The 24,056-nt window shown below is 68.4% G+C and carries 16 protein-coding genes and 4 pseudogenes; 10 read left to right on the top strand and 10 right to left on the bottom strand.

Annotation, left to right across the window (positions count from 1 at the left end):
• Nucleotides 1-1,242 precede the first annotated feature (1,242 nt).
• Nucleotides 1,243-1,437 (bottom strand): hypothetical protein, encoded by a 195-nt coding sequence (locus ACFWWU_RS15745; RefSeq protein WP_384144767.1) that lies wholly within the window; start codon nt 1,435-1,437, stop codon nt 1,243-1,245.
• A 27-nt stretch (nt 1,438-1,464) separates the two neighbouring features.
• On the opposite strand from ACFWWU_RS15745, the gene ACFWWU_RS15740 reads away from it, so the two are divergent.
• Entirely contained in the window at nt 1,465-3,192 is a 1,728-nt protein-coding gene (locus ACFWWU_RS15740) for a hypothetical protein (protein ID WP_384144764.1), read from the top strand.
• Nucleotides 3,193-3,205: 13 nt separating this feature from the next.
• On the opposite strand, the gene ACFWWU_RS15735 is transcribed toward ACFWWU_RS15740, so the two are convergent.
• The 3 genes and pseudogenes from ACFWWU_RS15735 to ACFWWU_RS15725 form a co-directional block, all read right to left on the bottom strand.
• Nucleotides 3,206-4,843 carry a matrixin family metalloprotease gene (locus ACFWWU_RS15735; protein WP_384144761.1) on the bottom strand — a complete coding sequence of 546 codons (1,638 nt, stop codon included), beginning with the start codon at nt 4,841-4,843 and terminating at the stop codon, nt 3,206-3,208.
• Nucleotides 4,844-5,217: 374 nt separating this feature from the next.
• Nucleotides 5,218-5,822, bottom strand: a pseudogene (locus ACFWWU_RS15730) (IS5 family transposase); the annotation flags it as partial.
• Nucleotides 5,823-5,859: 37 nt separating this feature from the next.
• Nucleotides 5,860-6,243, bottom strand: coding sequence for a RidA family protein (locus ACFWWU_RS15725; RefSeq protein WP_384144758.1), 384 nt, complete (start codon nt 6,241-6,243; stop codon nt 5,860-5,862).
• A 45-nt stretch (nt 6,244-6,288) separates the two neighbouring features.
• On the opposite strand from ACFWWU_RS15725, the gene ACFWWU_RS15720 reads away from it, so the two are divergent.
• The gene (locus tag ACFWWU_RS15720) at nt 6,289-6,819 is read left to right on the top strand and encodes a TetR/AcrR family transcriptional regulator (RefSeq protein ID WP_384144755.1); all 531 of its coding nucleotides are present in this window, start codon (nt 6,289-6,291) and stop codon (nt 6,817-6,819) included.
• Nucleotides 6,820-6,898: 79 nt separating this feature from the next.
• On the opposite strand, the pseudogene ACFWWU_RS15715 reads toward ACFWWU_RS15720, so the two are convergent.
• A pseudogene (locus ACFWWU_RS15715) lies at nt 6,899-7,330 on the bottom strand (HNH endonuclease family protein); the annotation flags it as partial.
• A 467-nt stretch (nt 7,331-7,797) separates the two neighbouring features.
• Between ACFWWU_RS15715 and ACFWWU_RS15710 the strand changes: the two are divergent.
• Nucleotides 7,798-8,313, top strand: coding sequence for a tectonin domain-containing protein (locus tag ACFWWU_RS15710; RefSeq protein ID WP_384144753.1), 516 nt, complete (start codon nt 7,798-7,800; stop codon nt 8,311-8,313).
• Nucleotides 8,314-8,898: 585 nt separating this feature from the next.
• Here ACFWWU_RS15710 and ACFWWU_RS15705 read toward each other — a convergent pair.
• Nucleotides 8,899-9,825, bottom strand: coding sequence for a glutaminyl-peptide cyclotransferase (locus ACFWWU_RS15705; protein ID WP_384144750.1), 927 nt, complete (start codon nt 9,823-9,825; stop codon nt 8,899-8,901).
• Between the two features lie 331 nt (nt 9,826-10,156).
• Nucleotides 10,157-10,606, bottom strand: a complete 450-nt coding sequence (locus ACFWWU_RS15700; RefSeq protein ID WP_384144747.1) for a hypothetical protein — start codon at nt 10,604-10,606, stop codon at nt 10,157-10,159.
• Nucleotides 10,607-11,013: 407 nt separating this feature from the next.
• Here ACFWWU_RS15700 and ACFWWU_RS15695 point away from each other — a divergent pair, with 407 nt between their 5' ends.
• Complete coding sequence (locus ACFWWU_RS15695; protein ID WP_384144744.1) at nt 11,014-11,325, top strand: hypothetical protein; 312 nt, start codon at nt 11,014-11,016, stop codon at nt 11,323-11,325.
• 91 nt (nt 11,326-11,416) lie between these two features.
• On the opposite strand, the gene ACFWWU_RS15690 is transcribed toward ACFWWU_RS15695, so the two are convergent.
• Nucleotides 11,417-11,566 carry a hypothetical protein gene (locus ACFWWU_RS15690; protein WP_384144741.1) on the bottom strand — a complete coding sequence of 50 codons (150 nt, stop codon included), beginning with the start codon at nt 11,564-11,566 and terminating at the stop codon, nt 11,417-11,419.
• Nucleotides 11,567-11,701: 135 nt separating this feature from the next.
• A complete protein-coding gene (locus ACFWWU_RS15685; protein WP_384144739.1) occupies nt 11,702-12,106 on the bottom strand; it encodes a hypothetical protein in 405 nt (134 codons plus the stop codon).
• An 888-nt stretch (nt 12,107-12,994) separates the two neighbouring features.
• Between ACFWWU_RS15685 and ACFWWU_RS15680 the strand changes: the two are divergent.
• The 5 genes and pseudogenes from ACFWWU_RS15680 to ACFWWU_RS15660 all read left to right on the top strand — a co-directional run.
• Nucleotides 12,995-14,228 (top strand): annotated as a pseudogene (locus ACFWWU_RS15680) (IS256 family transposase).
• A gap of 73 nt (nt 14,229-14,301) precedes the next feature.
• On the top strand, nt 14,302-14,733 hold the full coding sequence (locus ACFWWU_RS15675) for a DUF5959 family protein (RefSeq protein ID WP_384144736.1): 432 nt from the start codon (nt 14,302-14,304) through the stop codon (nt 14,731-14,733).
• 896 nt (nt 14,734-15,629) lie between these two features.
• Complete coding sequence (locus ACFWWU_RS15670) at nt 15,630-17,306, top strand: hypothetical protein (protein WP_384144733.1); 1,677 nt, start codon at nt 15,630-15,632, stop codon at nt 17,304-17,306.
• A 584-nt stretch (nt 17,307-17,890) separates the two neighbouring features.
• The gene (locus tag ACFWWU_RS15665) at nt 17,891-18,232 is read left to right on the top strand and encodes a TnsA-like heteromeric transposase endonuclease subunit (protein ID WP_384144995.1); all 342 of its coding nucleotides are present in this window, start codon (nt 17,891-17,893) and stop codon (nt 18,230-18,232) included.
• A pseudogene (locus ACFWWU_RS15660) lies at nt 18,222-18,504 on the top strand (transposase); the annotation flags it as partial. The gene ACFWWU_RS15665 and the pseudogene ACFWWU_RS15660, both read left to right, overlap by 11 nt.
• A 144-nt stretch (nt 18,505-18,648) precedes the next feature.
• Here ACFWWU_RS15660 and ACFWWU_RS15655 read toward each other — a convergent pair.
• A complete protein-coding gene (locus ACFWWU_RS15655) occupies nt 18,649-23,073 on the bottom strand; it encodes a GDSL-type esterase/lipase family protein (protein ID WP_384144731.1) in 4,425 nt (1,474 codons plus the stop codon).
• 533 nt (nt 23,074-23,606) lie between these two features.
• Between ACFWWU_RS15655 and ACFWWU_RS15650 the strand changes: the two genes are divergently transcribed.
• Entirely contained in the window at nt 23,607-23,891 is a 285-nt protein-coding gene (locus tag ACFWWU_RS15650) for a hypothetical protein (protein WP_384144728.1), read from the top strand.
• The last annotated feature ends 165 nt before the right edge of the window (nt 23,892-24,056 follow it).

Here is a 24,056-nt window from a genome sequence, read left to right as displayed (position 1 = left end):
CTATGTCTGACCGGTGGGGACGTCGGCGACGCGGGTGCGTCCGGGAGCGCGGGGGGTTCCGGCGGACCGGGTACGGCGGGAGGGGGAGGAGGCGCGGCCGAGGGCGGCTCCCTCCTCATCGTCAGCGGCACGGTCGTTCTCGACCATGTGGTGGTGACGGGCAACCGCGCGCAGGGCGGGGCGGGTGGGCGAGGGGCCGATGGAGGGGCCGGGGGTGCCGGTGGCGCCGGCGGCACGGGAGGCCGCGGGGCGGAGGGGCTCGTCCTGCCATCGGCCAACTGCGCGAAGGGCGGTCTCGGTGGATCGGGTACCGAAGGCGCGGCCGGCGGTGCAGGGGGCGGAGGCGGGGTCGGCGGCCCCGGAGGGGAGGCGAGGGGCGGCGCCATCCGCAACGCCGGGACGCTCACGATGCTCGGCTCGACGCTGCAGCACAACACGGCGGCAGGCGGGGTCGGTGGCCAGGGAGGCGTGGGCGGGCGCGGCGGAGCCGGCGGCGCGGGGGGTGACGGCGGCATGGGAGGGAAGGGGGCCGACGGTGACTCCCCTGGAGGCGGCGGCGCGGGAGGACCGAGCGGAAGAGGCGGCGAAGGGGGTGCGGGCGCGCCCGGCCGGAGTGGCGGAACCGGCGGTGCCGCCCTGGGGGGCGCCGTCCACAACACCGGGACGCTCACCGTCGATGCGACGACCTCACTCACGTACAACCACGCCGTCGGCGGTGCCGGGGGCGTCAGCGGGACGGGGGGCGCGGGCGGACAGGGTGCGCCCGGCGGGAACGGCGGCGCCGGCGGCACGGGCGGGCAGGGACCGGATGGTCCTGGCCCCGGCGGTGCGGGCGGGAAGGGACATGTCGGGGGTACGGGGGGACCGGCCGGCGCGGCGGGAGGTGCGGCGCTCGGCGGTCAAGGGTCCGGAGGAGGCGTCCACAGTACCGGGACGGTCACCTGGTCGGCGGCCACGGCCCAAGGCAACCGGGCCGTGGGCGGAAACGGCGGGGGCGGTGGTGCCGGCAACGCGGCGGGCGGAGGAGGTCTCGGAGGGGCAGGGGGGCGCGGTGGCGGGTTCGGCAGTGCGGGGGGCGAGGGATGCGAGGGAGGCGACGGGGGCCGCTCGGGGGCCGGTGGTCCGGGTGGCACCGGAGGCGGGGCAAGCGGCGGCGGTGTCTGGAGCGACGGGGTGTTCCACGCGACGGGCGGAGTGATCTCGGGGAACACCGCCAGCGGGGGAATGGGAGGGGCCGGCGGATCAGGGGCGGCCGGGGCGGGCGCTGGGAAGGGCGGAGCCGGTGGAACGGGCGGCGACGGTGCTGTGCCCGTCACCGCGGGCAGCGGGGGCGAAGGCGGTCCCAGCGGGCCCGCCGGCCGAGGAGGAGACGGTGGAGCGGCCGGCGGCGGCGACGAGGGCGGCACGGGCGGCGGCGCGCGCGGTGGCGGGATCCATGCGAGGGGAGTCCTGACCCTCGACGCCGTGTGGTGGAAGGACAACGTCGCACAGGCCGGGTCGGGCGGCATGGGCGGGAACGGTGCCATGGGCGGACAGGGCGGTCTGGGCCTCGTCGGCAGCGGCGCCGGCCGAGGCGGGCAGGGCGTCGGGGAATCGGCCGCGGGAGGCGCGGGAGGCGCCGGCGGAAGTGGCGGTTCCGGCGGTGGCGGTGGCATCGGCAGCGAGGGGGCCCGGGGCGGCGGAGGCGGCACCGGAGACGGTGGCGCCCTCTTCAACTGGGGGGATGCCACGGTCACCGGCAACACCTTCGCCAACGACCGCGTGATGGGCGGTCAGGGCGGCGAAGGGGGCCGAGGAGGCGACGGAGGCTGGGGCGGACAAGGGTACGTTGCCGCGCCGTCCGGATCGGGAGGCAGCGGCGGTGCGGCGCTCCCCGGCACCCCCGGGGGCGGTGGAACGGGCGGACCAGGTGGCATGGGAGGGCAGGGCGGTTCGGGCGGCCTCGGCGCTTCCGGCGGTTTCGGCGGCCCCGGCGGGGGAGGAGGCACCGCGACGGGAGGGGCGATCGCCAACGGCGCCAAGGCGAGCCTGCGCATCGACGGTGGCTGGTTCCACGCTGCCGCGGCTCGCGGCGGCGTGGGCGGCAGGGGCGGGCCCGGGGGATCGGGCGGGCTGGGCGGACCGGCCGGTGCCGGCGGTGCCGCCGGTCTCGCCGGCTACGGGGCAGTGGGGGACGGGCAGCCACCCGGGTCCGGCGGTCAGGGCGGTGACGCCGGAACGGGAGGCCGCGGAGGAACGGGCGGGACCGCCGGACCCGGTCAGTCAGGAGGAGCCGGAGGCACGGGCGGCGACGCGCTGGGAGGAGCCGTCCACAACGCGGGTGCGCTGCACGTCGACGGCCGTACCCGGCTGGCCTACAGCCAGGCCGTGGCAGGAGGAGGGAGCCAGGGAGGCCCCGGGGGCAAAGGAGGGACGGGAGGCAGCGCCGGAGGTGGTGGCCCGGGCGGCGGAGGCGGCATAGGAGGCAGGGCGGGCAGCGCCGACCGGGTCAACGGCAACGGCGGCCGAGGCGGCGGCGGTGGGGCCGCCGCGAGTGGAGGCTCCGGGGGTAACGGCGGCTACGCCGGCACCGGAGGCAAGGGCGGCAGCGCCTACGGGGGAGCGCTGCACAACCAGGCCGCGCTCAGTCTGACCCGTGCCTCCTTCCACAACGGGACGGTGAGCGGAGGCTCCGGAGCAGGAGGCGGCGCAGGGGGAGCCGGGGGCCAGGGCGGAGTGGGTGGCCAAGGGGCCGGAGGTGGACATGGCGGCGGCTCCGTGGGCCCGCTCGGTGCCGGCGGCGCCGGCGGGGGTGGAGGCAACGGGGGAAGCGGCGGTCAGGGAGGCCAGGGAGGAAGCGGGCGCGGCGGCGGCCGAGGCGGTCGTGGCGGAGATGCCTCCTGCGGTGCCTACTTCACGACCCAGCCACTCCTCGTCCAGTCCGGCAACACCTTCGCCTCGAGCACGGTCACGGCCGGCGCGGCAGGCCTGAACTACTGTGCCGCCTATGCCACGGGCTGTCCCGGCGGTGCGGCGGGGGGTGGCTCCGGAGGCCCCGCCGGTGCCCCGGGAAAGGGCGGCCAGAACAGCGAGGGCGTCTTCGCCGCCGACGGCGGGGCCGGCGCCCAGGGCGGATCCGGAGGCGCCGGGGCCTCGGGCGGTGCCGGAACCGACGGCGCCCCAGGAGGCGCCGGCGCCCTCGACCACAACTGAACCCACGTACGCGCTACTTGTAGTACCGCATCAGCTCTCCGTTGGCGCGCAGGTGGTACAGCTGGGTGCTCGAACTGGCGATCATGACCGGGATGGGCCGGCCCGGCAGCCGGAGGTGGCTCACCTGCCCCACCTCGCCGCTCGGCGTGTGCCGGAAGATCTCTCCATTGTCGAGGAGCTGGTACACGTCCCCGGCGCCGACACTGATCTCCAAGGTCCGGAGGTCGGTGTCGACCGTGTCCCAGGTCGTTCCTCCCAGGTGCCGCAGGATCTGACCGCTGGCCAGCCTGAACTGGTACATGACTCCGCCGCCGGCCTCGATCCGGGTGGCGCCGCTGCCGGCGAAGGCGAGAAACTCCCAGCCGGTCAGGGGGGTGCCGGTGTACCGGAAGATCGCGCCCGTGGTGTGCCGTTGGTACAGCTGGTTTCCGTCGGCCACGATCTGCGCCGTGAACGGGTTGTTGTCCAAGAGCTGCCACCCGGTCATGGGCGTGCCGGTGTACCGGAAGATCGCGCCGGAGTTGTGACGCTGGTAGAGGTTCCCTCCGGACGCGGTGAGCTGCGCGGTGGCGGTGTTGTTGTCCAGCTGCTGCCAGGCCCCCAGCGGGGTGCCGGTGTACCGGAGGATCGCGCCGCTGGTGTGACGCAGCTGGTACAGCTCGCCTCCGTCGGCGACGATCTGTGTCGTCGTGGGGTTCAGGTCGAGTGCCAGCCAGCCGATCATGGGCGTTCCGGTGTACTCGAAGACCGCGCCCGTGCTGTGGCGCTGGTAGAGCCGGTTGCCCGACGCGGCGAGCTGGGCGGTGGCCGGGTTGCCGTCGAGCTGCTGCCAGTAGAGGCTGCGCGCGCGCCTCTTGTCGTTCTCCGTCGGCACCCGCCTCAGGGTGTTGGGATCGAAGAACGCCCACATGACGTCATGCTGCATGCCGACTCCGGCCGCGTGCCGCATGCCGATGAGATGGCCGATCTCGTGGAGGGCGACGCTCTCCACGTCGAAGCAGTCGGGCTCGTCCCCCAGGCGCCACTTGTGCTCGTCCTTGTCGAAGTGGAGCGGCTTGGGCATATCGGGTGTCCCGCACCCCGGAGGCGGGAAGGAATGTGCGTGGCGTGGGCCTACCAGGAGGGGGTAGTCGGGGTCGTTCGCCGGAACCCAACTGACCATAAAGTCGGGGTTCGCCCCCGAGGACACCTCGGTGAACGTGATGGGGAGGAGGGCCTGCCACGTGGCGAACGCGGTCCGCACGGCGGTGAACTCGTCGTCACCGGGTATCTGCACGGTCCCCGCGCCGAACGCGTAGGTGAAGTGGTTTTTGTCCCAGGCGCACATGGGTCCGTTGACGCTGTGGAAGATGGGCTCTCCGATCGCGCGGAAGACCGTGTCACCCATGAACCCGCAACGGGACTTCAGCATGACCTCACGCGTCCGTTCGTCGAACGAACCCGTCGGCGTGAGCGCGCTGTGCTCCTGGAACCAGGCCAGGGCAAGTGCGGTGATGCTGTCGAGGCGACCGGCTTCGTAGGAGTGCGCCGGAAGGTACCCCAGCTCTTCCAGGAACCTCTGAACGTACTCGAAGCCGTCCTGCCTCTGGCCGGGCTTCATGGTGGCGACACCGGTGATGGTGGGTCTCGACTCGGTTGTGTGCTGTCCCATGGCGGACTCCTCCGGTGTCGACGGGAATCGAACCGAGTCCTGCAGGAACGGGGTATACGTTCAGTCTCCTGCGGGGCGACACCCCCCGCAAACCGGTGTGAGCACGCGTCCGCTTCCGCCCCGCGGTGTGCGTCGAGACACGGCGCGCGGGCCGGGGGGATACACGCGTACGGTGAAGAAGGGGCACAAGGAAGACTCCGCCGCTGACGGCCGACTTCCCCGCACCGATTCCTCTCCGCCGTACCGGACCCACGCCGTTGCCCTCCTCCAGGGCGCCCGCTGCAGAGGAGCTCGCCGGTTCCGGCGCCGAGGCCGTGGTGGCGCGGGGGTCAGCCGCGGCTTCTAGGCCCTGTCTCTCCGATCATGATCGGAGCCAGATGAGGAGTGCGGCGGCGGTGACGGTGCCGAGGTAGACGTATCCGCGCTCGTTGTCCCGGCGTGATCAGTAAAGACAGCGGGCGGCAGCGGCCCTCCGCGGCAATGTGAATCTTGGTGGTCAGGCCACCGCGGGACCGGCCGAGAGCTTCGCCCGGGGCACCGCCCCCTCCAGGAGGCAGTGCGGCATCACGATGGCCGGCAGCCGCCGCACTGGCCTTCGGCGGCCCCCCTTTGAAGGCCTCGACGCGGGCGGTGGAGCCTGAGGTGCTCCTGCGGCGTGCTGGTGAGCGCGCGTGATGGTGGAGTCGACGTTGATGTTCCAGTCGATGTCGCCTTCGGCGTCGGCTGCGGACTGAACGTGCCGCAGGAGCCTTTCCCAGGTGCCGTCGGCCGACCACGGCAAGTACCGCTTGTGGACGGTCTTCCACGGGCCGAAGCGTTCGGACAGCTCCCGCCACTGCACCCCGGTGCCCAGCCGGTGGATGATTCCATTGATCACCTGCCGGTGATCGCGCCACCGGCCGCACCGGTTGTTACTCACCGGCAATAACGGCTCCAGCACCGCCCACTCGCCGTCCGTCAGATCTCCCCGACTCGGCATGACCAGCCCCATGGTCTCCCTGCTTGCAGCGATACGGCTATTCGATGACCGCGGTGGCTTCGACCTCGACCAGGAGGTCCGGTTCCCCCAGCGCCGCAACGCCCAGCAGGGTGATCGGCTTGACCGGATCGATGCCCAGTTTCGCCGCCGCCCGGCCCACGCCCTCACCCAGCAGCGGCATCTTCTCGGGACTCCAGTCAACGACGTAGATGGTCAGCTTCGCCACGTCGTCGAAAGAGCCGCCGATCCCGGCCAGAGCGGTGCCGATGTTGAGATAGCACTGTTCGACCTGAGCGGCGAAGTCCCCTTGGCCCACGGGCCGGCCGTCGGCGTCGCGGGCGACCTGCCCCGCGAGGAACACCAGCTTCGATCCGGTGGCCACCGACAGCTGCCGGTAGACCTCGGGCTTCGGACGAGGCAACCGGTCACACTGCGCACCCTGGTCGCCGGAACCGGCGTGTCAACGATGGCCGTCTACACCTACTTCGGTGGCATGGACGGACTGTGGAAGGCACTGCGGCAAGAAGGCTTCACACGCCTGGCCGCCCAACTCGCAGCCGTCAAGATGTCCGCGGATCCAGTACGAGACCTCGCCGCACTGGGTGCCGCCTACCTGGCCAATGCCCTGGAGAACCCCGACCTCTACCGCGTCATGTTTGACGCGGGCTTCGACCTTGAAGACACCAGCGCCGCGGACGAAACCCTGCACCGTCTCGTCCAGGCCATCGAACGGGCCAAGTCGAACAGCCGCTTCCGCGACGAGGTCGACCCGCTGGACCTGGCAACACAGAGCTGGACTATCGGCCACGGACTCGCGTCACTCGTCGCCACAGGCCCCCTGCCGCACCAGGCACTCGCTCACGGCGCACCCATGCTGACCGCACTGTTCACTAGCGCAGGAGACGAACCCAACCGATGTCGCCGGTCGGTTGAGCACGGCTGGGGCCGGCCAGCCCCAGCCCGGTCCGGTTCTCGTGATCGGAGAGACAGGCCCTAGATTTCAATGGTCACGTGTTGCGACGATCACTGGAATCCGTCCTCCGGTGTGGGGCACGGTGCGTTCCCGGGCCAGGAGGCTACGGGGCGGGGGTGTGGGGGACGACGGTGGTCTCGCAGGCTTCCGCGTACACGGTCAGCGCGTCGACCTCGGCCTGGTCCGCAGCGAGGTCCCAACGGAGCTTTGTGGCCGTCCACTCGCCGATGTACCGGCAGTGAGCGTCCGGCAGTGGCGGCATCCACTCGGCCGGGTCCTGGTCCGCCTTCGACCGATTCGTACGCGCGGTGACCGCGACGAGGGAGGTGGCGGCGTCCTGGTCGTTGGCGTACGCCTCGCGCCGCGCGGGCGTCCAGGCGCTCGCCCCGGAGTCCCAGGACTCGGCAAGCGGCACCATGTGGTCGAGGTCGAGCTTGCCGGGGTCGCTGACCTCCTGCCCGTCGAAGTACGAGAGCCACTCGCCTCCCGACAGCTTGCAGCTGGCCGCCACGGTCGGCGCCTCGGTGGCCTCCGACCTCGGCGCCCGCGGGGGCGGCCGGGGCAGCGGTGGCCGCCGAGGGAACGGAGAGCGGGGTCAGGGCGAGAGAGAGCGCGGCAATGCCACGGAGCATTTCTTGATCACAAAGGCTGGACTACCGGCAACACGAGGTGGCGACCAGCGGTTTCGCCCTCGGCTCAGCCGCGCGGGTGAAGAGGTTCACCGGAGAAACGCTCCGCTTCCACCCACCCGGACCGAACCGTCGAAGACCGCTGCCGTTTCCCGGTGCCAGCGGGGCGTCCCTGTTTCGCCGGCCTGCGCTGGGAGCCGGACGTCAACTGGATGCCGCGGAGGTCTCCTTGTGGGTTACGGCATTCTCGGACTTCCGGAACCAGTACGAACCGCCCTCTGCCCATACAGACGGAGGAAAGGGAGGACCAAAACATCGATTTCTGGATCATTTTAGCGACCAATCGGTCTATTGCTCCGTGCGGGTATCGCCGATGCTCGGCACGTGCCAAGCGGCACAGCCGAAACGAAAGGGGCCAGGCATGGCTGACTGGAAGAACATCTCTGGGGGGCTCACGACGATCTCGGTGGGGTCGCGGACCCATGTGTGGGGTGTGAACTCGTCGGGTCAGATCTACCGGTACACCGGCCACGATGCGAACCCGTGGGTCGGCATCCCGGGCAGCGCGGTCGACATCGGCGTGGCGGCCGACGGCACCGTGTGGCACGTCAACTCCGCAGGCGGCATCTACCGTTACACCGGAGACCAGAGCTCGACCAACTGGGTCAACGTCGCCGGTGGTCTGACCCGGATTTCGGTGGGGTCGCGGACCCATGTGTGGGGTGTGAACTCGTCGGGTCAGATCTACCGGTACACCGGCCACGACGCGAACCCCTGGGTCGGCATCCCCGGCTCCGCAGTCGACATCGGCGCCGCCGCCGACGGCACCGTGTGGTGCGTCAACTCCGCAAGCGCCATCTACCGCTACACCGGGGACCAGCCGAGCTGACCCCTCCCACCATCCCTGCGGGCCCCGGCCGGTCAGGTCGGAGCCCAAGAACCGGCGTCCTGGTCAGTCCTCGCGTCGTCGTCCGGTTCGGCCACGCCGGGATCGCGCAGGGGCCGCATCCCCTCGCCTGGCCCTCTGGCCGCGAAGCGGAAGGGGCCGACCTGCCCGGCGGCCGGGAAACAGCCCGAGGGGATCGGCGCCGGCCAGCGCCGCACCGTCCGCTCCGCGATGCCAGGCCCTGCGCGACCGTACGCAGGTGCGCGGCGGCCAACGCCGGTCTGGCCACCAGATATAGGGGTGCAAGGGTTCCCAGGGCGGTGCGCGGCCGCGCGTAACGGACTACTCGGGTTTCGTACGGGCTTCCTTGTGCGAGGACCCGCCATGACCACCCCCGCCGTCCCGACGAACCTCCCGCCAGAGCAGTGCCCGGCCCCACTCCGGCTTGTTACCTGCACCTTTTGTCGCAGGGCCTTCACCGAGAGCTGATCGAAGGGCGAGTCCGCGTGGCCCGCGTCGGCCCTGACATCGACAGCCTGCTGTCCATATGGAAGTCCGGCGGGCCGTCGGGCGAGCGGCGGGGACGGCTCATCTGGGGACGAAGGTGACCTGGAACATGTGGGGCCAGAGTTTGCCGGTGATCAAAAACCTGTCGGTTCCCGGTACGGCGGCGATGCCGTTCAGATGTTTGGCTCTGCGGCGTTCGGATGCGGTCAGAAGTCCGGCTGCGTCGATGTTTGCGATGACGGTGCCGGTGTGCGGGTCGATGCGCAGGATCGTGTCCGTCGCGTACACGTTGGCGTAGACGAAGCCGTCAGACGCGCATTCCAGTTCGTTGAGCCGTGTAGCTGGCGCACCGTCCTGGCGCACGTTGACGCCGCCCGTCGCCGTGAAGGTGTCGGGGTCGCGGAAGGTGAGCCGGTCGGTGCCGTCGCTCATCACCAGCCGTTCCTGCCCGGCGTTGCGCTGGTGGCACAGGCCCCAGCCTTCCCCCCGGTAACTGACTCGGCGACGCTCCGCGAGCGTGGTGGGGTCGCGCTCGATGGCGATGCCGTTGCGCCAAGTGAGCTGCCAAAGCTTGGCGCCGGACAGCGCGATGCCCTCCCCGAACAATGGCGCCGGCAGGGCGACGTACCGAGTGGGTGGCTTGCCTGGCGGTCCTGCGCGCACGGAGGACTGGCCGACCAGCCCCGTGCTCTCGTAGAGGGTGGCGCCGTGGAACTCCAGACCCTGGGTGAAGGCTTGGGGGTCGTGGGGAAGGGTGCTTCGCACTACCGCCCGCAGTAACTGGATCCGGGGGTCGGCGGCAGGCGTGGTTGCCGTCGCCCGTCCACCGGCCGGCATGCGGCCGTGGTCGGCCGGGGCGGATGTTGTGGGCGCGGCACCGTCGCGGCGGATCGGCTGGGCTGGGCCGAGAAGCAGCGCCCCGACCACTGCCACCACCGCCACCAGCGCCCGTGTGTGGCTGCCCGGTCCGGGCCGCCTCCCGCGCGTGACGGCGGGCTCGGTGGTCATCTGACCGGCCCTTGACGGCCGCGACAGTGCCGATGGACTCCGACGCGTGACCCTCGTGCTGCGCGGGTCACGGCTGCTGTTCCTTGGAGCACAGAGGTCTTCCGTTCTGGTGCGTCGCACAAGCGCGCCGCACGGCTGAGGGCGAGACCCGGCGTTCGGGCGTCGGTCACTGTGGAGGCGCGGCCGCTGCGCCCCCTCGACGGGTCCTGTCAATAATCGGTCGTGTGCAGACTCGGGGTCTCAATCGCGCGGTGTGCGCCGCCGGCCGCGGAGCGGGAGCGGCCGCGCGTCGGGGCCAGTGCACCGGGTGGCCCCGACGCGCGGCTGGTTCTCAGTTGGTCGTCTTCGTGAAGTTCTGGTTGGGGGCGTTCGTGCCTCCGGGACTGTTGGTGCTGATGTTGTTGAACATGGTGAAGATGCCGTTGAGGTTGATGGGAAGGATTGATCCGCCTCCGCCGTTGCCGCCGTTGCAGGTGCCTCCGGTGATGGTGGTGGGGTCGCTGGCCTTGTCGATTTGGCCAAGGTTGGAGGAGCTGACGGCGGCGGTGTTGGTGAGAGAGCACGGAGCGTTCTGGGCGACATCGACCTCGAAGACGAACGTGTGAACAGAACCAGCGGGCAGGTCACCGGTACTGGTGCACCAGAAATCCAGGAACGGGGCGTCCTCGGGGTTGATGGCGCAATTCCACAGGCCGGAGGGGAGGCGGTGATGCAGCGCTGTTTCCTGTGCGGATGCGGGGGTGATGCCCGCGGCGAACGGCAGGGCGAGGCCCAGCCCCAAGACGGGGCGAGGGAGGACGTACGCCGCTTGAAACCTTGAGTACGCATGATGTCCTCCGGTCCTGTGGAACGCCGCCGCGTCACTGCTCAGGACGTGAAGGAAACGGCAGCGCGGATGTGATTCGGGAATGCAACCTCTCGGGGGTGTTGCTGGATACGCGGCGAATGCCTGCCTCACCTGATCGCCACAGCGGTAGCCCCGGCCACGTCATGCATTCAGCGCACCCGGCGTTGGTGTGGGGCCCGTTGGTATGGAGATGGCTTGCCTGGTAGGGCTGCTGATACGGCCAGACCGGCTCGCCGCCGTGGAGTGGTCGAGCGGCTGCCTCGGCGGGGTCAGCACCGGGGGTGGCCCTGTCATGGTTCCTGCGGTGCGGGACGAATGTCGGTGCCGGCCGCCCTGACCGAATGAGTCCCGATGAGGCCCTGGGCGCTGTGCGGGCCCGGATCGCCGAGCTGGAGCAGCGTGAGGCCGCGATGCGGACCGTACGGATGGGGCCCGTAGAGCCGGGCTTGGTCGTCGCCTACCTCCGCGAGCGCGGACGTCCCGTACCGGACAGCGTCCACCTCAGCGACTGCGCTCTGGCGGGCAAGCACACCAAGTCCCTCGACCACGACGGCCGGGGGGACGCGCGGAAGCTTCCGCGCTCAGGTCGGGCACGGGCGTCATCGATGTGTACCAGCTGCGGCCTCTCACGCCGGATGCAGTGGCTGCCCTGAACCCTGCCGTGACGCTGGCGCAGCTCGGTGACACCATCACGTCGATCGGCTACCCGACCTGAGCGCGGCTCTTTCGCGGGCACGTCTCCCGCTACCGGAACCGCTCCACGGGTGTGCGCCGGCCGGCCCGGAAGTCGATCAGGGCGGCGCTGATATCGAGCGCGGTGCCGGAGGAGAGCACCGACCGGTCGGCTGCCACGAGGATCGTCCCACCGTCCCGCGCGCGGTGAACGACAGCCACCGCGTTGTCCTCAGGCAGCAACACGTGACCGGTATCGGTGTCTTCAGAAATGCGACGGTACAGCGCCTCGCCGAAGGCTCTGCTGCTCCGGCGTGGGCGCCACGGCCTCCGTGGCCTTTCCCGTTCTCCCCTCCGTCATTCCGCTGCCACCTCTCCACCGTGGACTGCTGCGAGCTCAGCGATCAGGTCCGCGTCGCGCATCCCGGGCAGGGCGTACCCTTCGGCCTCGTCCCACGGGACGTCGAGGTCGTCCATGTGCACACGCCACTCCGCATCCGGCATGGCCCGGCGCAACTCCGTCACGCTGTCCAGTACATGGGCGATCACGGGCATCAGACGACCGGGATCGAGCGGCATTTTGGTGGACCCGGCCACGATCTCGTGCGGCTCGGCCGTATGCCGGTCGTACAGGTACAGGCTTTCCTCGTCGTCGTACGGAAATGACGCCGTGTGCGCGGCGACGACACGCGCGACCGAGGCCGACTCGGCCTCGGTCAGCGGTGTCGTGCGGTGCGCACTGTAGTAGAGAGAGACGCTCATGACGGGAAGCGTATGACGGGGGTATGACAGCGCGGGACCGAGCGCTCGACAGGCCGTGGCCCGTGCAGGAAGCCGACCGGGCGCGAAGCAGCCCTTCCCTACTCGTGACTACGCTGTCGGCGTGTTGCGCTCAAGACTCCGCCTATGCCCGCGGTTCCTCCCGGACCGCCGAACAACACGTCTGCGTCCATCGGGGACGAGTGCCGCGATCTCGGTCTTCCCCGCCACTGGCTGACCCGCGTCGACCGACCGCGCCTGCGGGGCGGTCCCGGATGTGGCCGCCTGCAGGATCTCTCGGAGGGCTGTCCGGCGCTCGGACTCGTTCAGCAACATCGAGGTGATCCCTCCCATCAACTAGGACCTGTCCGGCCGATCAAGTTCGCAGCCGGATGGTGAGGGCTGCCGCGGTGGCCGTGCCTAGCGCACCGGCATACGCTGCCGCGAGGTAGGGTCCGGGCGCGCAGGGGACGACCGATGACGCATGGAGATCCCTCTCTGAGACGAGAGTGCGCGGCGGCCGGCCGCCGCGCGTTTGCGGCATGCTCACCTTGAACTGCGTCCTCATTGGAGACGCGTCTACGTGGAAAACACTTCGTGATCAGTGACGGAGCCCTCGTGTCTCTCATCACCGAGTACAGCACCAGCGCCCGGCCGGATTGTGGGCTCGTGGAGGTGTACGACTCGGACGCCTACGTCGGCAGCGACGAGGCGTACTACCGGTCAAGGACCCAGGTAGTCGCCGGAGACCGAGCAATGCTCAGGACCTGTGGATCGGGCTCGGGTTGGGACGCGAAGGGCATACCTTCCCGAGTGATCGATTGAAGGTCACCGAGTAGGCCCGCGTTCGCAGCGCGGGTCGGGAAGGCACGCCCATGCTCAGCGTAGTCAATGCCGATGGCAGCACCCCGGACCTCCCTGATCGACGAGATCGTCCGCGAAGGGCGAGGCAGATGCTGGCCGCCGCTCTGGAAGCCGAGGCTAACGCCTACATAGCCGAGTTGGCTGATCAGCGGGACGCGAACGGCCGCCGTCTGGTGGTTCGCAACGGCTACCACCAGCCCAGGTCGGTGACCACCGCCGCCGGGGCGGTGGAGGTGAAGGCTCCGCGGGTGAACGACAAGCGCCTCGACGAGACCACCGGGGAGCGCAAGCGGTTCTCCTCGGCGATCCTGCCGCCCTGGGCACGGAAGTCCCCGAAGATCAGCGAGGTGCTGCCCCTGCTCTACCTGCACGGCCTGTCCTCCGGCGACTTCGTACCCGCGCTCGAGCAGTTCCTGGGCAGCTCGGCCGGGCTCTCGCCGGCCACCGTCACCCGCCTCACGGCGCAGTGGCAGGCCGACCACAAAGCCTTCGGCGAGCGCGACCTGGCCGGATCCGACTACGTCTACGTCTGGGCCGACGGCATCCACCTGCGTATCCGCCTCGCGGAGGCGAAGTCCTGCGTGCTGGTCCTGATGGGGGTGCGCGCGGACGGCACCAAGGAACTGATCGCGATGGCCGACGGCTACCGCGAATCGGCCGAGTCCTGGGCCGACCTGCTGCGTGATGCCGCCCGGCGCGGGATGCGCGCCCCGGTCCTGGCCGTCGGCGACGGCGCGCTCGGCTTCTGGAAGGCCCTCGCGGAGGTCTTCCCCCAAGCCCGGCACCAAAGGCGCTGGGTTCACAAAACGGCGAATGTCGTCAACGCCTTGCCGAAGTCGGCGCAGCCCGGAGCCCGCAGCGCTTTGCAGGACATCTACAACGCCGAGGACCGCGAGCACGCGTTCAAGGCGGTCACCGCCTTCGAGAACGTCTACGGCGCGAAGTGGCCCAGGGCGGTGAAGAAGATCACCGACGACGTCGAGGAGCTGCTGGCGTCTACGACTTCCCCGCCGAGCACTGGATCCACCTGCGCACCACAAACCCCATCGAGTCCACCTTCGCCACTGTCCGGCTCCGCACGAAGGTGACCAAGGGCGCCGGCAGCGCGGCCGCCGCCCTCGCCATGGTCTTCAAACTCGTCGAGTCCGCCCAGCAAAGGTGGCGGGCCGTCAATGCACCCCACCTCGTCGCCCTCGTCCGCGCCGGAGCCCGCTTCGAACGAGGACACCTCGTCGAACGCCCCGAAGCTCACGCGGCCTGACACACCTCAACCGGTCCTGTGTCCGTGCCGACGTTTAGTGTTCGGCAACATGCGCGAGTTGGGAGGGGCAGTCATGGCTGAGGGTCCGATCGACCTGATCCGCCTGGAGGGGGAGGGCAATAGCGTCATTCTCCGGATCGCGGGGAAGGAGGAGCGGAGGCGTCCCACCGAGACCGATGTCCTGGTCGGAGAGTTCTTGGTCGATACGCCCTTCGTCCGTGGCACCCTCAAGACCTGGATCTTCCCCGAGGACCTGCGGCAGTGGCAGCAGGCCCTGGACTTGCTCGACGCGGGACAGGACATCACCTGGCGCGAGGGGAAACGCGCTCCGTGGCTGTTCATCGAACTCGACGAGGACGATGACCGGTGCCAGGTCACGATCAAGGACCACTCAATGTCCCTGACGACGGTGACGGTCATCGTCCCACTGGTCGATGCCTGGTTCGACGACGCATACCGACGCCTTGACTTGGTCTGGGAGACCTGGCCCATGACCGAAGACTGAAACCATGGCCAACGAACGAGATCGCCAGCCTCATTGTGTTAGGGGCTCGCCATGACTTGATCCACAGGTCTTGACTATTGCTCCGCCGGAATGGTTATCACCTCTACCTGCAGACCCGCCAGCCCGACATTGCTGTAGAGGTCATCATCAGGGTCTGGGACGCCCCCCAGAACCCCCCGGAAGACGCTGAGGGCACGGTCCCTGTCTCTCTGGAATCAGAGACGGGCCAGCTCGTCATCAACCAGGGCACCTTCGGGCCGGCGGGCGAGATGGTCTTGCCTCGACCCGGCGTCTACGACGGCCACGCGGCATGGAGTGGGCGAGAAGCCACAGCCGCCTACTACAACGCGTGCACCCAGCGCGGTGTCGAGGAGCAATGGGACGCGGAACAGATCGGAGCAGCGTGGAGACAGTGCCCCACGACTGAGCAGTACACCCTCGACCTGTGGTTCGTACGGGAATCCGAACCAGACGACGACTGGGACGAATAGCCTGCGCCCACCAGCGCAACGAGTGCCCTCTCCAGCCCCTCCGCGCCCGCTTCCGCGTCCGGACCAGGGATCGGCGACGGGTAGAAAGTTCGGGTCGCGGGTGGGGGGCCGCCACAACCTCGCCTGGCATCGTCTTCCCCGACATCGAGGACGGCCAGGAGGAGGAGGTGCCGATACCGCTCGAAGATGTCCGCGCCCAGCAGCGCCAGACCGCCGCTCGCGCCCTCCGCCGAAACGCATAAGTGCTCTGGTAATCGCGTCGGGCGAGACGGACGCGGGATCGGCTGCGGAGCCGGCGGGTGTGGTGGCACGCTGAATTGAAGGGGAAGGTGGGGGCTCGTGCGGGGGGACAGGCGGCAGATTCAAACGGCGGTTCTGGGCGGCGCGGACTCGGAAGAGCCGCTGATGCTTCCGCTGGAAGCGATCGAGCTGGACGCCTTCCGCCGGCAGCACGAGCACGACACGTTCTGGTGCGGGCTGCTGCTCGGAGGCTGCGGTGGCCAGCTGACCACCAAGCTGTACACCGACCGGGTCCGCCACTTCGCGCACTTCCCCGGTCCCGACGGGCACCCTCACCTGTGCGGACGCAGCGCCCGCGGAGTGGCGAGCGCCGACCATCTGTACATGAAGGCCGCGGCCGACGTCTGGCTGCGCGCTCGCGGTACGCAGGCCGGCTTCGATTTCGTCCAGCCGGACGGGGTGCCGGTCGGGTCGGTCGTCGACATTCAGCTACCGCACAGGAAACTCCGTGTGCACCTGGACAAAGAGGTGGCGCCGGACTGGGACGCGGAGCACGAGCCGGTGCTCGGGGTGTCTGTTCCGGTGGACTCCGACACCCTGATCGACCGCTGGTACGTGCACCGCATCCGCCTGGACAGCGAAGGCACCACCCGCCGGGTCCGGATCGGCACCGAGGCCTTCGACCGACCCACCGAGTGGTTCGCCCTGGACGAATGCGAGATCACCGACCGGGGCCTTTCCACCCCGGCGGTCGAGCGGATCGTCCAGGCCCGCAACACGCCTTCCTCGACCGTGTGGACTCCGGGCAAGAAGCAGGAGGAACCGGAGCAGGACGTGCAGGCGCACGAGCTGATGCGCCGGCTGCTCTACGCCCGTCGGATCGAGTCCACCGATCTGGCGCAAGAGGTGTGCCGCGAGATCACCGAGCTGGCCGGGGTGAGCCCACAGCTCCAGCACCAACTGGACGCCGCCCGCCGCAACAACGCCCTGCTCTGGGTGAAGAAGGAGACAGAGGCCCGCCAGGAACTGTTTGCCCGCTTGAACCAGGCCATGGCCGACCAGAAGACCGGCAGGGTTAAAGCGCTCCTGGCGGAAGGGAAGACGGTCACCCGGGACGGCCGGTCCGAGGAGGAGGAGCACAGGGTCCGCGCGGCCGCCGACTACCTGGCCGCTGTTCCAGGCAGCCACCGGGATCGGCAAGCTCGGGGAGCACCGGCAGGCTCAGCTCGAGCTGTGGAGCCAACGCCTGCGATACATGCCTTTCCCGCCCCAACCCTCCACACCGCTCAGGCCGCTCAAGCCGCAGGAGACCGCACCGCTCCACCAGCAGGTCGGCCAGGCGTACTGGAACACCAGGCCGTGCCCGCACTGCGGAGCGGACCCCGGCCAGCAGTGCGTCATCGACGAAGGGCGACGTACCGGTCAGGCACGGAAAGTGCCGCATGCCGACCGGCTGCGGTCCACTCTCCGCGAGCTCCAGGAGCAGCAGAAAAAGCACGAGGTGGCCCGGACCGTGTGGCAGGTGTACGACGTGACCTGCCCCGACTGCGGCCAGAAAGCCGGGGCCTGGTGCCTCACACCTGGCAGACCGCACTCCTCGCGTTCCAGGCGCGCCAAGGAACGCACCGGGCAGCAAGAGCCCCGCTTATGAGACCTCAGTCCGACCGGAAAGAGGTACTTCGAAGCCGTACATGCATGTTCCGTCAGGATCTGCCTTCCTGCCCTTGGCGCAACGGGGCCGCAGTGCAGGGATGGAGGCCGCGCCGCGACCATCACCGTCGCCTTCCAGGGCCACTACTCCCGGTTCGTCGACATGGCCCAGACCTGAAAGGAGAATTGTAGCGTCTCCAATCCAGCTTCATAATCTCACCGCCCGCTTCATATCGACTGCACCTATGAAGCGGGCCGTGAGGCACCGCAGGTCAGTGGCCTGCCCGTCCGGCGGGGCATCGCTGCCCCCGGAGGAAATGCACCAGCCGCTGAGACAGCCGCAGATGAAGCGCCGTGAGACACCGCGAGAAGCCGCAGGTCACGGCCTCGGCGTATGCAGCGAAGGGCGAGATCTTACAAGAATGAAGGGTCCAGGATTTCGCAGCACAGTCTCAGCTGCAATGGCACCAGGTTGGCACTTGTGCCAACCATCTGAGATCCGCAGGTCGAGCACGTCATCTATTCGGGTGACCCCGAACGAAGCTGGCACCGTCGCGGATACCGCGCTGTCACCTTGGTTATCAGGGCGGCTGCTGGGGGGCGCGATGGACGGCGCAGGGGCTTTGGTGAGTTTCCGATGCCGGGACGGTGAATGCGTCGTGAATCAGGCGTGGCGATCGGTCCCGCTGGACCGGCTGGCCAAGGCAGCGCCGTGGCGTACGTTCCGGTGGTACCGAGGGTAGAGGCACTTCTCCAGCGTCTACTGGTCGGCCACACTGCGTGATCACGTCATTTACGAGAGTCGCCTGGAGCTGGCGAGGCTTCTCTTCGCCGATTTCGACCCGTCCGTACGAGGTATCGTCGCGCAGCCGTTCCTGCTGAAGACTGAGGTAGATAGCAGGATCCGCAGGCACGTTCCGGACTTTCTGCTGATCACGAGGGACGATCCGAAGGTCGTGGACGTGAAGCCCCTGCGTCGGCTGAGCGAACCCACCGTGGCCTTCACCTTCGATTGGACCCGACAGCTGGTCGAAGCACGGGGGTGGCGGTACGAGGAGTGGAGCGAGCTACCGCAGGCACGGCTGGAGAACATCCGGTTCCTCACCGGCCTGGGCTGAGTTCGTGCCCTTCCTCTCCTTCGACGTCGAGATCCGCAAGGTGATCTGCTCGACGAACGCGAACGAGTCCGTCAACGCTTGTATCCGCAAGGCTGTCCCGGCCCGCGGACACTTCCCCAACGAGGCCGCGGCCCTCAAGTGCGTCTACATGGTCCCTCATGAGCCTGGACCCGACCGGGAAGGGCCACAAGCGGTGGACCATGCGCTGGGATGCACTCCTGAACGCCTTTCAGGTCGCCTTCGAAGGCCGGCTCACCCCGGCAGCCAACTGACCACTACAGAAAGCCTGGATCCGAGCATCCGGCGATTTTCTGCCCGTGCGCGTGGCCCGGAGGGTCAACGCGGGCGTCCGGTACACCGAAGGGCCGTACCCGCCGGTCGGTGGGTACGGCCCTGGTGTCGTGGGTCGGTGGTCGTCAGTGCTGGTAGGACTTCACGAAGAGGGAGTCACCGCTGTCCTGGTAACTGTTGTTGACGCCCCGTCCCGCGGTGTAGTCCCTGTTCTCCTCGCCGGCCCAGTCCAAGATGGGGTTCCACTCGGGGGACGGGTCACCGGGAATGCCGTAGTCGAGGTGCTTGAAGGATCGCGGGGAGTCCTTGGCGGAGCCGAACTGGTAGGCGCGGCCGCGGGTGGAGTAGGGCTGGTAGGGCTGGTAAGGGCCGTTCTTGGTGGTCTGTTTGGCTAGGTCGTTGTTGAAGAAGACGTTCTGGGGGCCGCTGGAGCCGGACCAATTGACGGCCTTGAAACCGGCGCTCCAGTAGATCGGCCACCAGGTGCCCTTGTCGCCCACGCCTCCTTCTCCACCGCAGTTGGCGGTGCAGCTGCCGGAGGAGTGGTTGTAGGGGACGTGGACGGTGTTGTTGTCGAAGAGGTTGCGGCGTTCCCAGCCGCCGTGCAGGTTGAGGTCGGAGTCGAAGTCGTTGGCGAAGGCGACGTTGCCGGAGGACGACCACTGGAAGGTGAAGTGGCGCAGGTTGCGGGTGGTGTTGAAGGCGTAAAGAGAGTCCCAGACGCGGGAGCCGCGCAGGTATCCGTTGCCGCCCTTGCCCTTGTTCCAGGCGCCGTCGAAGTAGTTGTTCTCGATCTGGAGGTTCTTGGCGACCTCTGTGACGACGGGGTGGGAGCCAGTCATCTCGCCCCTGGTCCCCCTGACCCAGGAGTTGGCAGCCCACTTGAACACGATGCCGTGCATGGCGGCCTCAGGGGCGAGGTTGCCATAGTTGTGGGTGGCGCAGTTCGGGGCCGGATCGGTGCACTCGGCGCTCAGGCCGTCGATCTGCTGGGTGAAGGTGAAGTCCTCGAACCCAACGTCCGTGATCATCTTGAGCGGGGTGACCTTGCTGCGGTAGACGGTGGCGCCGATCGGCGGGGAGCCATCGGAAACGGAGGTCACGGGGACATCGAACTCCAGCGGCTTGTCGATGGTGACGGTGCGTTGGGTGCTGTCGACAGACGAGATGACGAAGACCTGCTGGCGCATGTGCAGGTTCTCCAGTTCCCCCACCTGACCGACAGTGTCCACCCCTTGGCTGTCGTAGAAGGCCATGCTGTTTGCGGCCCCGACCCACAGGTAGCCGCCCGGCTTGAAGACGGACATGTCGGCGGTGCTGTTGAGCGGGATGGTGGTGTCGCCCTCACGCGCGGCGTAGCCGGGGGTGGCGGTGTTCTCGGCGAGGGTGACGCCCGATTCCCAGTGCTGGTTGACCGATCCCTCGAACAGGTCCCGGCGGTTCTCCGGGATCGCGGAGATGTCGCCGCACATGCGTTGGTGCTTGGCTGACACCTCGCGTGTCTGCACACGGAACAGGGCGCGTCCGGGCCAGATCCACCCGCCGGTGCCGGTGATGGAGCCGCCCAGCTTGCCAGGGCATTCGTAGCGCATCGCGTCCTGGTCCCAGCGGCTGCCCTGATAGAGGGTGTCGTACTTGGTCGCGGCGTCCGGCCGGAACACGATCTTGGTGCCGGTGCCGGGAGCCGTACCCTGACCGCTGATGACAAGGTAAGAGGCGTCAACGGACAGTTGCTTGCTGACCTCGACGGTGCCACTGGGCAGTGCGATCGAGGAGAGCCATTTCGGTGAGGCATAGGGAGTGCAGGCGGTGCGGATGTAGTCGATGGCCTTCTGGATGCCGGCGGTGTCATCCTGGCCGTCGTTGGGCTTCACGTTGTAATGCTCAGCCAGTATCGCAGGGGTAATCGTGCAGCGCGGGTTGCGCAGCCTCAAGATTCCCGGCAGCGGTTCGCCGCCTCGGTAGCCGGCCTTGCTCCAGTCCGGCAGGTCACCACCCAGGCCGGTGCGGCGGTTGTCCTTGGCGAGGATCCGGTTCGTGGACGCCGGGATGTCGTACTCCACCGTCTGCACGGAGGGCTGCGCGGAGCCGGCCGTGGACGTGCAGCGGAACTCCCGGCCACCGTTGTCGATCTGGCCGCTCGCCTGGGTCAGGCAGCCGCTGAGCGCCTTCTGCCCGTAGGCGTTCGGGTGGACGGCTTCCTGCTTGTTGCCCTGGGATCCCCACGGCAGCAGCAGGTAGGGAACCCAGCGCACCCATTCGGCCTTCGCCGCAGGCAGCGGGTCGGCCAGGGTGTTGCCCGAAGCAGCCTGCTCGGCACTGCTGTGGCACAGCTCGTGCCCGGCGAGTGCGTCCTGCACGTCGAGGAAGAAGGCGTCCCCTCGCCGTGCGGCGCTCCTGATCATCGTGCTCATCGCCGGGATGACCTCGTTGCGGGCCCAGGAGGCGTCCTCGTTGTAGAACGGGCAGCCGCCCGACGTGTAGCGCTCGTAGCTCTCCGTCGGGTATCGGATGTGGGAACTGTCGGCGATCGGACCCGCGTAGGACTGGGCCACCAGGCGGTAATACCTGCTGTCGTACCCCTGGGAGCGCATGGCGGCGTGGATGCTGTTCATTGCCTCCACCACCTTGTCCTCGACCCCGGTGAGCTTGCCCCGGAAGGCACTGTCCTGTCCGCCCTTGCAGGCTCCCGTACCGAGGATGAAGTGCTGTGCGCAGCCCGAGACGATCCCGGAGAAGTCCAGGTCGTTACCGCCCACCGAAAGCACGATCGTCCTGACCCGGTAGTACCTCGCCAGGTCCTTCAACTGCTCGACCTGTGGCCGTTCTCCCTTGAACCCGCTGCGGACCACGTGGTCCGTGGTCGCCCCCGAACAGGCCAGGTTGAACCGTCGCTCGGGCGGGATGCCGTCGATCTCGGCGCCGGCGATCTCCGACACTTCGGAGCGGTCGCAGCCGCTGCCCCCGTCGTAGGAGGTGTCCCCGTAAACCCCTTGCAGGTCGTGCTGGCAACTGCTCTCGTCGGCGTTGCAGGCGGACGCGGCCCGGTCCGTACCCCAGGCAGAACCGGCGTTGCCGGTGTTCGCGTTCCCGGCCCACCGTCCGGCCTCGCCCGAGATGTAGCTGTCACCCATCGCCACCACGGCTATCGGCTTTTGCCGTACGGTCCAGATCACGGTGGTGTTGTTTCCGACGCCGCCCTGCCGGTCGATCCTGAACGTGGAGAAGTCGCTGCCGTTCTCGTCGTAGCTGTTGGAGCCGATGAACGGGTTGTTCCAGTGCAACTGCACCTGGCGGTTGTTGTCGCTCGTTTCCAAGCAGTTCCGGGTGACGTACCGGATATTTCCCTCCGTCCCCGTCGCGAGCCCCGAACTCTCCGATCCCCACGCTGCGCCCTGTTCCCTGGATATGAGATCGGGCGGTGTGGCGGTCCAGATGCCGTGTGGCAGAGCGTGCCACTCCAACGTCAGATCGCAACCGGTGAGGTTGACGAAACTCACCCCGATGCTGCGCGCGGCACCGGTGGGCGGCGGCGTGCATGGGGTGTTCTTCTCCATCACTCCGAACCCCACACACGGGGTCACGGGGGTGAACTCCACCGTGCAGTGGTCGGAAGGGGAGTTCGAGGTGCCCGGGTTCGCAGTCGCCGTCAGGGGGTCATGGTCGTTGGTGACCATGTAGTCGTACTCGTTCTGCCGTCTGCCTCCCACACCGCAGTGGTAGGTGGGGTTCCCGCTGGTCACGAAGCGGGCCCCGTTCGGGAGTTGGTTGCCCCACGTCGGGTTGGTGTTGAAATCGCCCATGACCGCCCACGGCAGGCCCTCGGCATCCCCGAGTGCCGACGCAGAGTTGACCAGGCGCGCCACGTCGCCACCGCCGTTGAGGGCGTGAGCGCTGAAGAAGATTCCCTCGTGGCCGGCGGCGTCGGGGATGATCGCCCCCAGCATGGCCTTGGACGCCACGTCGTCCGCAACCGGCGGCACCGGGAAGAATTCTTCCCGCGGTATCGGTGCGTGGACTATCAGGGCCACTGCACGCTGCTGCCTCATGTTCGTCAATTTGTATGCAAAGACCTGCTGCCCGCCGGGTGGGGTCCAGGTGTATTCCAGCAGGCGCAGCACATCTGTTGGCCCTGGTCCGTACGGCCATGAATGGAGCTCTTGCTCGTTCTCGAAACCGCTGATCCCGTTGGCCTGATCCCCAGGGTACGCGGCGTCCCGCACTTCCTGGAGTGCCACGACGTCGTTGCGTGCGACCAACTCGGCTATTTCTCCCCAGCGATGGGGTTGGTTCGAGTTCCGGATGTTGTAGGTCGCGGAATCGAAGTGACTGACGCTCCATGCGTCGATCTCGCCGACGGCGGCGGCTGCCGGCTTGCCGTCGATCCCCACGAAAAGCCCGCCGAACAACGCGAGAACGAGGGCGAGGAGCGAAACCCTCGACCGTCTCGCCCGTTTTTCAGTCATATAATCTTCCGTATGTTCTCTGAGTGGGGCATGGAAAAATGCCCCGGATGCGACCGGGAGGAAATCGATGACGTTGTCATCCACATAGATTCCGGTCGGGTTTTTTTGTTCATCGCCCAGACGAGGAGTGAAATCCTTGTGTCGCGGTGTTCGCGCGGGCCAAGAAGACCGCCAGGGATCCGGGCCCCGTACGGTGTCCCATGGATCGCTGACTTCATCGAACCAGCGACGTAAAGGCTGCCCAGAGCAAGATCCCATACCCCGCTAGCGGTTCGCTAACGAGCAGCTATCGTGGAACGGGATTTCGCGTTAGACGTCGGACGTCACCGAAAGGTCGGCTACGCTGACGCACCTCGACCGCCATATCAGGGCGATTCCGGGGGACGTTGTGTGCGATGTGCCCCGTTTTTTGAGGAGAGCACGACCAACCGAGACTGGAGAACCCCCACGGGCGCCCTGCTGTCCGCAGTGGTCGGCCTCGCGTCACTGACGGTGCCCGCAGCCACCTCCGCGCACGCGGACACCATCATCAGCACCCGTCGTACAGAAGCCTGAGTTCCGCCACGGCCGGTTCGGACTGGATGAAGGACGTTCCTGGCAGTACGCATCTGGGCGCCATGTCTATCCCCGGGACCCACGAGTCGCTGTCCACCTTCGGTGGCGACTCGACGGAGACCCAAGAGGGCGACTCCACCCCGGCCGGTAATCTGGCTGGCCAACTGGCGGCCGGCATCAGGGCCTTCGACATCCGGGTCCGGGTCGTCGGCGGGCAGACAAACCCGGCCGGCGACTACATCGCCGGGTCGTACGCCGTGCACCATGGCGTCGTCTACCAGAAGGCGATGACCAACGTCAGATGGTTCGAGCACCAACCTCACGCCACTCCGCCCCTCGGCCGCTGAGGAAATGCCACGTACCTGAGATGGAGCGGCTGTGCCATCCTCGTGAGACTGCAAAAAGCGCCTGGTCAGCGTGTCTGGGCTGTCCACGAGTGGCGAGACCCTACATCGGATGTAGGGTCCGGGATTTCGCGGCACAGTCTCAGCTGTAGTGGCATCAAGACGGCA

Source organism: Streptomyces sp. NPDC058650, assembly GCF_042717315.1.
GTDB lineage: Bacteria > Actinomycetota > Actinomycetes > Streptomycetales > Streptomycetaceae > Streptomyces.
The sequence above is the reverse complement of the archived record's forward strand: the minus strand, read 5'-3'. Positions and strand labels throughout refer to the sequence as shown.

What these genes read in the sequence shown, in the direction of transcription:
- ACFWWU_RS15695 (WP_384144744.1), top strand. Translation starts at nt 11,014, where the DNA reads ATGAGTCCCGATGAGGCCCTGGGCGCTGTGCGGGCCCGGATCGCCGAG.
- ACFWWU_RS15685 (WP_384144739.1), bottom strand. Translation starts at nt 12,106, where the DNA reads ATGAGCGTCTCTCTCTACTACAGTGCGCACCGCACGACACCGCTGACC.
- ACFWWU_RS15705 (WP_384144750.1), bottom strand. Translation starts at nt 9,825, where the DNA reads ATGACCACCGAGCCCGCCGTCACGCGCGGGAGGCGGCCCGGACCGGGC.
- ACFWWU_RS15670 (WP_384144733.1), top strand. Translation starts at nt 15,630, where the DNA reads ATGCTTCCGCTGGAAGCGATCGAGCTGGACGCCTTCCGCCGGCAGCAC.
- ACFWWU_RS15720 (WP_384144755.1), top strand. Translation starts at nt 6,289, where the DNA reads ATGGCCGTCTACACCTACTTCGGTGGCATGGACGGACTGTGGAAGGCA.
- ACFWWU_RS15735 (WP_384144761.1), bottom strand. Translation starts at nt 4,843, where the DNA reads ATGGGACAGCACACAACCGAGTCGAGACCCACCATCACCGGTGTCGCC.
- ACFWWU_RS15650 (WP_384144728.1), top strand. Translation starts at nt 23,607, where the DNA reads ATGTCTATCCCCGGGACCCACGAGTCGCTGTCCACCTTCGGTGGCGAC.
- ACFWWU_RS15745 (WP_384144767.1), bottom strand. Translation starts at nt 1,437, where the DNA reads ATGGATCCCGCCACCGCGCGCGCCGCCGCCCGTGCCGCCCTCGTCGCC.
- ACFWWU_RS15710 (WP_384144753.1), top strand. Translation starts at nt 7,798, where the DNA reads ATGCTCGGCACGTGCCAAGCGGCACAGCCGAAACGAAAGGGGCCAGGC.
- ACFWWU_RS15675 (WP_384144736.1), top strand. Translation starts at nt 14,302, where the DNA reads ATGGCTGAGGGTCCGATCGACCTGATCCGCCTGGAGGGGGAGGGCAAT.